Origin of the sequence: Shewanella sp. Arc9-LZ (genome assembly GCF_010092445.1) — a bacterium.
In the GTDB taxonomy this organism is placed as follows: Bacteria; Pseudomonadota; Gammaproteobacteria; order Enterobacterales; family Shewanellaceae; genus Shewanella.
Genome location: NZ_CP048031.1, coordinates 1,591,473 through 1,604,511, shown reverse-complemented (window position 1 = coordinate 1,604,511; position 13,039 = coordinate 1,591,473). Strand labels below are relative to the sequence as shown.

The 13,039-nt window shown below is 40.2% G+C and carries 13 protein-coding genes; 5 read left to right on the top strand and 8 right to left on the bottom strand.

The annotated features are described in order from the left end of the window. Positions 1 to 28: 28 nt before the first annotated feature. From uvrC to GUY17_RS06865, 5 genes are all read right to left on the bottom strand, one after another. Complete coding sequence (gene uvrC / locus GUY17_RS06885) at positions 29 to 1,861, bottom strand: excinuclease ABC subunit UvrC (protein WP_101087778.1); 1,833 nt, start codon at positions 1,859 to 1,861, stop codon at positions 29 to 31. Positions 1,862 to 1,905: 44 nt separating this feature from the next. Then, positions 1,906 to 2,550 carry a UvrY/SirA/GacA family response regulator transcription factor gene (gene uvrY / locus GUY17_RS06880; RefSeq protein ID WP_011638098.1) on the bottom strand — a complete coding sequence of 215 codons (645 nt, stop codon included), beginning with the start codon at positions 2,548 to 2,550 and terminating at the stop codon, positions 1,906 to 1,908. Positions 2,551 to 2,800: 250 nt separating this feature from the next. Then, the gene (locus GUY17_RS06875; RefSeq protein ID WP_162022701.1) at positions 2,801 to 3,220 is read right to left on the bottom strand and encodes a secondary thiamine-phosphate synthase enzyme YjbQ; all 420 of its coding nucleotides are present in this window, start codon (positions 3,218 to 3,220) and stop codon (positions 2,801 to 2,803) included. A gap of 1,154 nt (positions 3,221 to 4,374) precedes the next feature. Next, positions 4,375 to 4,683 (bottom strand): DUF962 domain-containing protein, encoded by a 309-nt coding sequence (locus GUY17_RS06870; RefSeq protein WP_059747951.1) that lies wholly within the window; start codon positions 4,681 to 4,683, stop codon positions 4,375 to 4,377. A gap of 69 nt (positions 4,684 to 4,752) precedes the next feature. After that, positions 4,753 to 5,382, bottom strand: a complete 630-nt coding sequence (locus GUY17_RS06865; RefSeq protein WP_101087773.1) for a GNAT family N-acetyltransferase — start codon at positions 5,380 to 5,382, stop codon at positions 4,753 to 4,755. A 173-nt stretch (positions 5,383 to 5,555) separates the two neighbouring features. On the opposite strand from GUY17_RS06865, the gene GUY17_RS06860 reads away from it, so the two are divergent. After that, entirely contained in the window at positions 5,556 to 5,792 is a 237-nt protein-coding gene (locus GUY17_RS06860; RefSeq protein WP_101087772.1) for a DUF2789 domain-containing protein, read from the top strand. A 34-nt stretch (positions 5,793 to 5,826) separates the two neighbouring features. On the opposite strand, the gene GUY17_RS06855 is transcribed toward GUY17_RS06860, so the two are convergent. Beyond that, positions 5,827 to 6,210 carry a DUF3192 domain-containing protein gene (locus tag GUY17_RS06855; RefSeq protein ID WP_162022700.1) on the bottom strand — a complete coding sequence of 128 codons (384 nt, stop codon included), beginning with the start codon at positions 6,208 to 6,210 and terminating at the stop codon, positions 5,827 to 5,829. Between the two features lie 160 nt (positions 6,211 to 6,370). Here GUY17_RS06855 and GUY17_RS06850 point away from each other — a divergent pair, with 160 nt between their 5' ends. The 3 genes from GUY17_RS06850 to GUY17_RS06840 all read left to right on the top strand — a co-directional run bounded on the left by GUY17_RS06850 (position 6,371) and on the right by GUY17_RS06840 (position 10,239). Beyond that, entirely contained in the window at positions 6,371 to 6,736 is a 366-nt protein-coding gene (locus GUY17_RS06850; protein WP_162022699.1) for a hypothetical protein, read from the top strand. Continuing rightward, entirely contained in the window at positions 6,737 to 7,510 is a 774-nt protein-coding gene (locus GUY17_RS06845; protein ID WP_162022698.1) for a Zn-ribbon-containing protein, read from the top strand. Positions 7,511 to 7,599: 89 nt separating this feature from the next. Beyond that, positions 7,600 to 10,239 (top strand): DEAD/DEAH box helicase, encoded by a 2,640-nt coding sequence (locus GUY17_RS06840; RefSeq protein WP_254439881.1) that lies wholly within the window; start codon positions 7,600 to 7,602, stop codon positions 10,237 to 10,239. 102 nt (positions 10,240 to 10,341) lie between these two features. Here the strand turns inward: GUY17_RS06840 and syd are convergent, their stop codons facing one another. Continuing rightward, positions 10,342 to 10,992, bottom strand: coding sequence for a SecY-interacting protein (syd, locus tag GUY17_RS06835; protein WP_101087767.1), 651 nt, complete (start codon positions 10,990 to 10,992; stop codon positions 10,342 to 10,344). Between the two features lie 54 nt (positions 10,993 to 11,046). Between syd and queF the strand changes: the two genes are divergently transcribed. Next, the gene (gene queF / locus GUY17_RS06830) at positions 11,047 to 11,904 is read left to right on the top strand and encodes an NADPH-dependent 7-cyano-7-deazaguanine reductase QueF (protein WP_162022696.1); all 858 of its coding nucleotides are present in this window, start codon (positions 11,047 to 11,049) and stop codon (positions 11,902 to 11,904) included. Between the two features lie 74 nt (positions 11,905 to 11,978). Here queF and GUY17_RS06825 read toward each other — a convergent pair whose 3' ends face one another. Beyond that, positions 11,979 to 12,914, bottom strand: a complete 936-nt coding sequence (locus tag GUY17_RS06825; RefSeq protein ID WP_162022695.1) for a LysR family transcriptional regulator — start codon at positions 12,912 to 12,914, stop codon at positions 11,979 to 11,981. Positions 12,915 to 13,039 lie beyond the last annotated feature (125 nt).

The following is a 13,039-nucleotide window of genomic DNA, read 5'->3' as shown; positions in this document are numbered from 1 at the left end:
CAGAAGCAGCGCCAATCTTGCCTTAATTTTAGCCCCCTCGCAATGCATCATGAATTGTTTGTGCCATTTCTAAGCTAATTCCGGGTACTTTTGTCAATTCAGCCACGCTAGCGCCCTTCACTTCTTGAATTCCGCCTAAATGTTGCAACAAAGCCTTACGCCTTTTAGGGCCCACACCTGCGATGGATTCTAAGGTAGAAGTATTGCGAGTTTTCTGACGTTTATTACGGTGTCCGGTAATCGCAAAGCGATGTGACTCATCGCGAATGTGCAACATTAAGTGAAATGCAGGCGAATCACTGGGAATATCGAAAGCTTGTTCACTGCCACCAACAATAAAGGTTTCAAGGCCTGCTTTGCGACCCTCACCTTTAGTCACGCAAATGAGTAATGGTGGATTATCAATATTGACACACTTTTCATCGACAATCGTTTGCGCCACTCTTAACTGGCCAATACCACCATCAATGAAGACTAAATCAGGCACTTTGCCATTGTTGTCGATTTTATCAAATCGACGGCTTATTGCCTGTTCCATCGCGGCATAATCATCACCACCGGTAATACCGGTAATATTGTAACGGCGATAATCGGCTTTATGCGGCCCTTCTCGATTAAACACCACACACGATGCCACAGTGCTTTCGCCCATAGTGTGACTGATATCAAAACATTCCATCCGCTTAATCGGTTCATTAAGTTCAAGTGCTTCTTCAAGTAATTGAAAACGTTGTTCAACAGTATTCTTATGTGACAGTCTGGTCGCGACGGCATTACTGGCGTTAGTCATGGCAAGACGTAAAAAATTAGCTCTGTCGCCTCTTACTTGCGTTTTTAACTCAAACTTTTTATCTAATGCGTGTTCTATCGACGCTTCTAATTCTTTTATACCGTCAAAGTGATGGCTGAGAATGACTTCTTTTGGAATGGTGCGCTGAATATCGGCATTAAGGTAAAACTGGCCCAAGAATGATGACAACACTTCTTCAATTTCAGTTTCTGCGGGTACTGAAGGATAATAGCTGCGACTACCAAAAATTTTACCATCGCGAATAAACAATAGATGAAAACAGGCAATACCAGAGGCGTAATCGACGCCGATGACATCCATATCGCCTTTATGATTTGACACTTCCTGCTGTTCTGCCACGCGCCTTAATGCGGTAATTTGGTCACGATACTGTGCCGCACGCTCGTATTCCATATCAATTGCAGCGGTCTCCATTTTGGCCACCAGCTGTGATATGACTTGTTTGTCTTTGCCGCGTAAAAATAAACCGGCTAATTTGACCTGTTCGCTGTATTCCTCATCACTGACAATCCCCACACAAGGCGCACTACAACGATCTAATTGATACTGTAAACAAGGCCGAGATCTGGATTTATAATATAAGTCATCGCATTGGCGGATTGGAAACAGCTTTTGCATTAAATGCAAACTCTCACGGACTGCACCACCATTAGGGTATGGGCCAAAATAATGACCTTTTTCACGTTTTGGACCACGATGATAAGCAAGTCGAGGGTGCTTATGGCCGCTCAACAGAATATACGGATAAGATTTATCATCACGCAGCAGCACGTTGTATTTGGGCATGTACTGTTTGATGTAATCGTTTTCGAGCAATAGCGCATCTGTTTCGCTGTGCGTAACGGTCACGTCAATATGATCGATATGCGAAACCAGCGCCTGAGTTTTAACATTGGCGATATTGACTCTAAAATACGAGCTTAAGCGTTTTTTGAGATCTTTGGCTTTACCAACATAAATAACCTGTTGGTGTTTATCGTACATTCGATAAACACCAGGCGCTGAGGTGACATGTTTTAAAAAAGATTTGGCGTTAAAACCACTTGGCATGATTAAAGCTACTTAATGCGTTGCGAGGAATACATTATTCCTGACTAGAATGAACCTGTATCGAGCATTTTGTAACGGATAGCTAAACGGGTCAACTCAACGTCACCGCCGATCCCCAGTTTGGCAAATAGTCGATAACGATAGCTATTGACAGTTTTAGGGCTTAAATTTAATTTTTCAGAAATATCATTAACCTTTTCACCATTGGTTATCATCATCATAATTTGCAATTCTCGCTCAGACAAACTGCTAAATGGATTCTCGTCAGAGTGGTTGAATTGGCTTAGTGCCATTTGCTGGGCAATTTCTGGTGACAGATAACGTTGACCACGAGCCACTTGAGTAATGGCACGCAATACTTCTGGCGATGTGGAACCTTTAGTCAAGTAGCCAGAAGCACCAGCCTGCATCACTTTGGTCGGAAAAGGGTCTTCTGTTTGTACGGTTAACACAATAATTTTAGCGTCTGGCTGATAGCGTAAAATCTTACGGGTGGCTTCTAATCCCCCCATACCAGGCATATTCATGTCCATTAAAATGACATCCGCTTCATTTTGTCGAGACCACTGTACGGCTGTTTCTCCATCAGGTGCTTCACCGATGACTTTAATACCGCGTTCATCTTCCAAAATGCGACGAATACCCGTTCTCACGAGTTCATGGTCGTCAACCAAATATACAGATATCACGTAAACCCACCTATTATTATGCGTAATTCATTTTTGAATTTTAGGGCCGTTTTTATATATAAAACATTTATATGTAAAATCTTATCGTAAAAAAACACCAGTAACATTGCATATTTTACACATCTCATTTATCTGCTTGAATTTAGCATCTTTACATTTACTGACACAAGCAAAGTCAATTATTAACGTGAGAAATGAATGTAAAATAGGCAATTTTGTTACCTTAGTATTGCAATTTAACCTTTTTAAATCATTCACCCTGCAAGGTGATAATAATTGTGCGCGCCGAAGCATGGTCCCGATGCTCACATAAATATAAACCTTGCCAAATACCCAAGTTCAAACGCCCATGGGTAATCGGAATTGACTGACTAGAACCAATCAGGGTCGACTTGATATGCGCAGGCATATCATCGGCACCTTCATAAGTATGCTGGAAGTATGGCGCACCTTCTGGTGCGAGTACATTAAAATGCCGTTCCAAATCGCCACGAACAGTAGGATCAGCATTTTCGTTTATCGCCAGCGATGCTGAAGTATGCTGAATAAACACATGCAATAAGCCAACATTGATACCTCCTAGCTCTGGCAGCCGTGCTATCACTTCATCAGTAATTAAATGAAATCCTCGTCTTTTAGAGTTAAGTGTCATCTCTCGTTGTAACCACATCAAATAAATCCCTCTTCAAGCGACACGCACAGATGAATAAACCATTAAGCAACAACATGCAGAACGAAATACAAAGCATACATCAGAGCAGTGTTAAGACTGAAAAAAATGAGGCTATTGTCACACAATTTACTCACTATTTACCGAACAATTAACCGATTAATATCAATTTCACTGTTCATAGAGTAGTTACATCCTTAGCAATATAAGAACATCTAAAAGAATATCCAAAAGAACATCATTAGATTTAACAATTATTACTTTACAAACAATAATATAGGGAAATTTATTTTTGTATACTTTTGGATTGATTATGAAATGTAGATAATAAAGGCTAGGTTTGCAAAGATTTAAACGGTCTATATATATTCACCATTAATGCTAACTAAACAGAAAAATGATCATAAATTGGCATCTGCATAACTTTAAGCACTGTGCTTTAAGGGTAACGAAGCATACATCATCGTAACCAATACATTATTCTAAGGCTGGATAATTTCCGCCAGAAAGCAAAAAGGCACAACCTTAAGTTATAAGGTTGTGCCCGTTAACACTTTTGTCAGCAATCCGGCTGAAATTTGCTCCCTGCACCATCCATGTAAACATGCTTCCTGCAGTCCTTTTCCCTGTTCTCATTTCCTTGTCTATTTGTGTAACACAAACAAACGCATGAGTTTCATTCCGTTGAACAGCCTATCCGTTGACTGAGCGGTAAATCTATTCAATCCGTTGAATTATCCCAGCTGCATCCTGCAGCCCTATCCTTTTTTTCCTTGTGTCGACTATTTACTGTCTTCACCCATCCTTGATTCGGCTATCCATTTGCCGAGCTTATGCCCTAATCCGTGAGCGTGTCCTAGTATCATCCTTAATATTCTTAAGCATCATTAGTCTTATTTCTCATCCTAAGAAAACCAACTGATGACCCGCCTTCGATAACTACATTCTAGCCAAAATAAACGCCGATAAAAGTCACTCAACTCCATTTAAATACACATCCCACATGTCAGTAAATCGTTAGAAAAATGTAATTACCTGATTTTAAAAGATTAACAATAATTTATAACGTTAAACACTGACAACTTTAGATAAGATCCCTTACACACTTGTAGGATATTGCTTACAAAAGCGTGAGCAAGTTAATACTTCCAGGGTTATTTGCGCCATAAACGCCTTATCATTTGACCAAACATGACCCAATCTGCCCATAAGCTGTATAGCGGATAAGTGAATGTTGCGGGGCGATTTTTTTCAAATATAAAATGCCCTAACCATGCAAAACCATAACCGACTACCGGCAACCACAATAACTGCCACCAATGTTGGTTAATCAAAGTGTTAATAATGATCACTAAAATAATGCTACTGCCAATGTAATGCAGTCTTCGACAAACGGGATCTTGATGTTGCGACAGATAAAATGGATAAAACTCTGCAAATGAAGAATAACGCTTAGGTTCCATTACTCACTCCTTATTAACAACTCGCTAATGGTATGCTCTGTTAGTATTAGATTATTTTCATTTTAGACACTATGCCTTACTGTAAAACAATATTTCACCTTCAATATTGCCAATACTCACAGTGGCAATGCTGACAAATTCTTGTTTCACGAATGCTTGATGGTGCGAAGAGTTACTCACAAATACCCCAATGCCATCAAGCCCAGGTTGCTCATCACACCAACTCAATACCGCTTGAATTAACTTGGCACCATAACCTTTTTGCTGCTCATTGGGGGATAAGGCAATAAATTGCAAAACCCCGCATTTTTGCGAAGGAAGATGTTCTAAAATGCAGGTCTCTTTTTGCATTAACCCTTGAGTTGATTTCCATCCTGTACCCAACATCATTTTAAAACGCCAATGCCAATAACGCCCCTCACCCAAAGGTACTTGTTGCGTAATCACACAGGCAACTCCAATTAAACGGTCACCGTCAAATAAGCCAATTAAAGGTTGTTCTTGTTGCCACAGTTCATTTAACTCTTCACGAATCGCCGCGCGAAGTTTCTGTTCGTATTGTTGATTGTCATCTTGCCCAAGTACCTCGATAAAATAGGGATCATCATGATAAGCGTTATAAAGAATAGAAGCTGCGACTCGTAAGTCTTCTGCCGTCAAATATACTGCACGTAAAGTTTCCAAGGTGTTATTGTCCATTATTATTCCTTGTTGGTTAACTCGCTAAACTTAACTTAACAAGTTTGAAACATTGTACAAGTTTTGTTTACCCATTTTGCCTGTTAGCGATTGTGAGTGTCAGTTGTTTGCAATTTATCTCATCAAGACGGATACTAAAATTGTTTATCTAACCATCATAAGGAATGCGCCAAATGGACACTACATCAAATGATTTAAGTCACTTATTTAAGCAATTAGGTTTGCCTCACGATCAAGAGGGAATCGACGACTTTGTTATCCAAAACAAACTGGATAAACACACATTAATTACTGATGCCGATTGCTGGAATTCAGGTCAAAAAGCATTTTTAAAAGAGGCATTATTACAAGACGCCCAATGGTCAGAAGTGATTGACCAATTGGACGTGATGATGCGAGCTAAATTGTAATTAACACTTAATGTCGGATAACCTCACTCGGCAATTAGTGCTGTCTGTAGGCGGTATCACCCCAGCCCACTAAAACGTCATCTTTGAACACAATTGGCGTGCATTCATCTTTGGTTGTTTTACCATCGCCTTCTGCCCATTGGGTACGATAAAACAACACTTTGATGGATTGCTCTGCATTATTTTGAGCCGACTTGGTATAAGCTTCACTAAAATCAGCCGTTCCCATTAAGGTTGTGACTTGATCACTGCTCATTCCCATAGACAATTTGCTCAACAGATCACGATTTTTATCTTGTTGCACTTGCCAATAATCAGCACTTTTACCCGATTCATGGTCTCCGACACTAATAACACAACCACTTAATCCTAGTGATGTAGCGCCAATTAATGCCGCTGCGATAAGTTTTAATTTCATGTTGCATCCTTTTTGTTAAAATAAAATCCGCATTGTATTTACAGATCCTTTAAGCCAAAATCGTGCCATAAAATAATATACTGATTTATATAGCTTTATGTTTTAACTCAACAAGAAATTAGTTAATCTCACTATATGGAATTAAGGAATTAAACCAACAATGAGTCCAATTGAACAAGTACTTGCCGCAGCAAAATCAATTGCTAACAATGGGCATACGCCCAGCTTGGCCCTGATAAAAAGTCGTTTAGGCAATAGCATTCCGATGCCTACCCTTATCCAAGGTTTACAACAATTTAAGGCGCTGCCTAAATCTGAGTGGCAACATTTACCGGAATTAGCAGACATTCCATCAATAGCCGATGTCCCATCACATGATCAACCCGATCTTACTCAAGTGATTCAACAGGTTATGACCCTACAACAACATATTAGTCAGCTAACCCAACGAGTTACTGAGTTAGAAAACCAATTACAAAATAATATGGCTCAAAGCAACATAATCAATAATAAGGCTGACCAATAGATGTTTGTCACCGAACTACGCTTTGAATGTTTTGCCGATACGACTATTGAGACGGTAGAGAAAGCCATTAACGCTTTTCTTGAAGCCTTACGAGCTAATGGACAAATTTTAGGACGTGAATTTGCGGTCGCCTTTAATGATGGTGAATTTAGAGTTCGTCTGCTGCTACCTGAAAAAACCAGCTTAGCAAACCGTCACAGTAGCCCATGGGTAAAAGTGACCTTAGCAGGCTTAACCGCAGCCAAACTATTGGCCCCTAGAGAAAAGTTTATCGGCCAAGACATTAATTCAGAAGCTAGTAATACCGACACGCCTTCATGGCAACTGCTGTATACCAGTTATGTGCACATGTGTTCGCCACTGCGTAATGGCGATAACCTGTTACCAATACCTCTTTATCAACTGCCTGCTACTTTTAATGGCGATCACAAACGCATCATAAAATGGCAAACAGAGTGGCAAGCATGCGATGAACTGCAAATGGCCGCAGCCACTAAAGCAGAGTATGCAGCTTTGGATGAGATCACTCGAGCGGACAGTGACTTATTTAGACGCGGTTGGGATTTACGTGGCCGGATAGAATATTTAACTAATATCCCCACCTATTATTACTTATACCGTGTGGGCGGCGAATCATTGCAAGCAGAGCTAGCTCGCCCCTGCCCACGCTGTGGATCTAAAGATTGGAAGCTAGATGAGCCACTTTTAGACATGTTTCATTTTCGCTGCGAGCCTTGCCGTATTGTGTCTAATTTGTCTTGGGATCATCAATAAATGGAATTGTGCCATTGAGTTATCAGCAGATTATTTCCTATTACAAAGATTGTTATAAGGAAGATAGCGCCTCCATCAATCTTTGGAATGTGAACAAGTTTAAACAAGAAGATCGTCTCATTCTTGAAGGGCAAGATGAGCTAGGGACAGGTTTTTTACCTCGTTTTCCTATCCCGCAAGAATTTGCTGAGCCAATGCTTAAGCGAGTGGCAATGTACCAAAGAGAAAGAATACTGCTGTACGCACGATATCTATTTGTCGGTAAAGTCACTATAAAAGGTGAGCTCAAAACGGTTGTCTCACCGCTGCTGTTTAATGAAGCCACCATTGAACAACAAAACAATAATTTCTATTTTTCAGCCCAAACAGAAGACACTGAAATCAATGAAGCCCTGCTGCAACAATTGCTACCAGAAGATAATGAGCTTTCAGAAGATCTCATCAATGAAGATATACATTCACCATCTTTTTGGACCTCATACTTTAGCAGTAATCAAATTGACATAAACTCACTAGAGTTATTGCAATATCCCAAGCTTGCTGGGCACCAAGATATTAAAAAAGCATTAACCCAAGAAACACCCCGCTTATTACCTATTTCGATGCTACTTTTTGTCGAGAGGTCATCGAGCAGTCGCGGTGTACTTCACGAATTAGAAAGTATCATTAGCGCTAACGAACAATCAGCTCCTATTTGTAAACTGTTTAACCAAACGTTTGAAAAACGTGCTGTAAGACTCAGAGCCCCAACACTTAAATATGACTTTTTACCGGGGTTATTATCGACGCCACAAAAGAAAGTTATTCATATCTCTGCCAATGCCGATTTAGGCTGCGTATCTGGTCCGCCAGGAACGGGCAAGAGCTACACCATTGCTGCTGTTGCTGCCGAACATATGGCGCGCGGTGAGTCGGTGCTTATTGTGGCAAATAATGACGTAGCCCTTGATGTGATTGCAGATAAATTGGCGAGTAATTTTAACTTGGGCGACGTGTCTATTCGCGCAGGACAAAAAGCATTTTTAAAACAATTAAAAGACTATACCGCCGACTTACTCGCAGGATACTTTAGCGATGACTTAAGCCAAAACCCACAAGCATGTGAAGACGAACTGAATAAGCTGCAACGATTACTGATAAAACTGGAAAAACGTTTCCTGGCGTTCAGTCGCAGGTCTATTCGCCGTGGTTTGCACCTACATAAACTTCAAGCACAACAATCAACATGGCTAAAACGGGTTTATTTGTTTTTTACCCAAGGGTCAATAAACCAATGGCATCATCAATGGGATGCGTTAAACACCATTAATAAACACACTGTTACGCGGGAAACACTGGCAGCTGAATATCTTAATGCACTAAAAAAGAATAACTTAAACACATTAGTTAATCAGCACCGTAAATCGCTACAGGCTTTTAACCAAGCGATTCGCAGTAGAACGTCCAGTAAACAACTCGCGCTATTTGAAAAAATAGAATACGCCACATTATTTGCCGCATTTCCCATCTGGCTAGCAAGCTTAAACAGCCTACACAGGGTATTGCCACTTAATCGTGAAATGTTTGATTTAGTGATTATTGACGAGGCAACACAATGTAACATTAGCAGTTGCTTACCTGCGCTATACCGTGCAAAACGTGTATTGATTGTTGGCGACACGAAGCAATTAAAACATTATTCCTTTTTAGCCAGAAGCAAACAAACTCAATTGCTTGCCAAAAATAATGTGCCCGAAAACAGCCCAGGAGCCATCAGTTATCGAGATAACTCCATCTTAGATTTAGCGTTAAAAACATTAGCTAGCGGGCAAGAGTTGGCCTTTTTAGATGAACACTTTAGAAGTAAGCCTGAGCTTATTCATTTTAGTAACCAGTCTTTTTATCAATCTAAATTAAAAATCATGCAACACCGACCCTGCACCAGTTCAGGCCATTTGCACCTTCATCGTATCGCCGGTACTCGTGATACATCGGGCGTTAACCAGCAAGAAGCCCTAAGTCTATTAGCAGAGATCCAACATCAAATAACACAAGATGTCCAAACAGGCATCACTCATAGTATTGGGATTATCTCGCCTTTTAGCGCACAGGCTGAATATATCGCCACATTGATTGAGCAGAAGATCCCTCAAACAGATGTCATTAAACACAGCATACGTGCAGCCACGCCGTTTGGGTTTCAAGGCGAAGAGCGAGATATCATGCTGATTTCGTTTGCGATTGATAACGACAGTAAACGTGCGGCTGCTTATTTAAATAAAGCGGATGTGTTTAACGTCACCATTACCAGGGCACGTCAAAAGCAGTTGATATATTTGTCTATGGACGACTCGTTATTACCAGAACACAACCTGTTACGCCAATATGTTACTTCTATAACAACCTTTAATGCCAAACACAGCGTGACCTCAGAGATAGACACATTTCAGCAAGAGCTTATTGAGGCGTTAACACAGTACAATATTGATACTTGGCCTGGGTATACCATTGCCGGCACCGAAATAGACCTATTGTGTCGTTATGCAGACAAATACCTTGCGGTTGACCTTATTGGTTTTCCTGGGCCTTGGGCTAACTTTTTTGAGCTAACAACCTACAAATTATTTAAACGGGCTGGCGTTGAAGTATTACCCATAAGCTACGGATTGTGGATTGTTGATAAACAAGCGTGCATAGACAAAATAACTCAAACACTAAAGTGTAGGGTCAATAACCTAAGCGAAGCATAAAAGAGGCAGTTGTTACGAGGTAAATGAGTGTTTGAATGCTCGTGTTTGAATGCAATGAACGCATTAAAGCACCATAAAATGGCACTTCAATGCTTGATGCGGTTACTTTTTGCGTAACAAATAATCCCACATGGTTTTAATGCGTTGCCAAATACCTGGATGGTCTACCGTATGAGGTAATTCCTCGACGGGTTTTGATGGCGGTTTGATCATCGGCGATATTTGCTCTAAAAACGCCGTTAATGATTCGGCTAATTTAGTGCGCTGTTTTTCACCTGGAATTTCAATCCACACGCTGCCATCATCATTGTTTACCGTTAGCATTTCGTCGTCATCACCTAGCACACCGATAAACCAAGTTGCTGGTTGTTTGAGCTTTTTCTTCATGATCAAATGACCAATTACATTTTGTTGCAAATTTTCGAAGTCATCTTGATTCCATGCTTGGAGTAATTCACCGTCGCCAAATGATGCAGTAAACGGTAATGGCGCGGAAAAATACTGGCCATAAAATGCATGAATATCTTGGTGTAATTGAATATTTAATGCATGCTCCACGTTACTAAAGTCAGCGACATTGTCACGTTTAATGGGCTGCCAGAACACAGTATCATCAGTGTCCGCATTAAAGGTGCCTTGAATACATATTGAGTCTTCGCCCAAAGGATAATAGCGCGGAAATTCAGATAGCGTATCTTGATAAGATTTAAGATAGTTTTTTATAAAGCAATCTAATGCAGATGAACAAGACACTTAAGCCACTCGTAGTTTATAATAAAACCATATTTTGACACGGAAACCGATTAGATGACACACAATCACGACCCTTATAGTGATGCAGCAGCATTAAAAGGCCTAACATTAGGCCAAGCAACTGCTTATCAAGCTGAGTATGACGCGTCACTGCTGCAAGGGGTTCCACGTAAACTTAACCGAGATGCTATTGAATTAAGTGGTCAACTCCCTTTTCACGGTACCGATATTTGGACCGGATATGAATTGTCTTGGCTTAATGCTAAAGGCAAGCCTGTTGTTGCCATTTTGGAAGTTCAGTTAGATATCAACAGTGTCAATTTGATTGAATCTAAATCTTTTAAACTGTACTTAAATAGTTTTAACCAAACTAAGTTTGACAGTGTCGAAGCCGTACAAGAAACGTTAAGCCGCGATTTAATCGCTTGTGCCCAAGGTGACCTGACCGTCAAAGTCATCGAACCAAAGCATTTTAATCTTGAACGTATTATTGATTTACCGGGTACTTGTATTGATGACTTGGATATTGAAGTCGACGAATACGCATTTAATCCCGATCATTTAATCGGTGGTACAGATCCTGACAAAAACGTGGCTGAAACACTGAATTCAAATTTATTGAAGTCTAATTGTTTAATCACCTCTCAGCCAGACTGGGGCAGCGTGATGATCCGTTATCAAGGCCCTAAAATTGATCGTGAAAAACTGCTGCGCTATTTAATCTCTTTCCGCCAGCATAACGAGTTTCACGAACAGTGCGTTGAGCGTATTTTTGTCGACTTAAAAAAATACTGCCAGTGCACTAAGTTAACCGTTTACGCACGTTATACGCGTCGTGGTGGCTTAGACATCAACCCGTACCGCAGCGACTTTGAAAACCCACCGGAATCAAATCGCCTCGCGAGACAATAATTGCCATCACATATAGCGATATTAACAAAAAGCCAATCTCTCTAAGATTGGCTTTTTGATTAATGTTCCCTGCATTATGAACAACCATATGCATCATGCATCAGTTTTTCAATTATTTCCCTTAACCAAATACATGACTTATCTAATGCATGTTTTGTCGGCCAAATGCTGTATAAATTTATTGGCCGAGTCTTAAAAGGTAATTCAAGCAAGGTTAGTTTAAACAGTTGCGCATAGCTTTGGGTAAAAGTATATGGCGCTATGCCTATGGCATTCGACTTACTGATTAACGACAACATACTCAAAATAGACGACTGCTCACTGTATAAAGTGCGCTGCGGTAATGGATCATTAGAAATGATATCTGCAACACGCATATTATCGCGATGTAGACGATACATAACGTGCTCGGCGGCAAAAAAATCATCGCTGCTGACATGGTTTTTTATCACTGGATGATGTTGACGTACCACACAAATAATCCGCTCTTGGGCGACCTTTTTAAAACTAAACATTTTTAGTTTTGGCGGCATAATATCCACTACCAAATCTACTTTTTGCATTTGTAAGTCTTGAAACTGTTCCGCCTCTAATACTGGTGAATTACGTAGCACCACTCTGACAGACAAATTAGCTAATGCTGTATCTAATTGCGGTTGTAATAAATCGATAACTGCTTCATTGGCATAAATGGTAAAAACTCTTCTAGAGGTACTGGGATCGAACGCTTTAACTCCCATCAAAGTTTGTTCAATGGTATCTAGCATTGGCTGAACAGTATTAAATATATGTAACCCTGTTGCTGTAGGTTCAATACCACGACCAACACGAATAAATAATTCACAACCCAGTGTGTTTTTAAGACGGCTAATCGCATTGCTCACAGACGACTGCGTCAACCCTAACTGTTCTGCTGCGCGGGTGATTGATGATTGCTGGCATACAGTACAAAAAACTCGCAGTAAATTTAAATCCAATGCTGGCAATTTATTGGCAAACGCATCGCTCATACTCATTCCTTTTAGGTCAAATACATTCATAGAAAAAATGTTTTATCACCATTTCACTATAGTTATTTTTTGGTATTTAACCACTAAGATAGTTTCATCAACGTTAAAACATTTATCTTTAACTA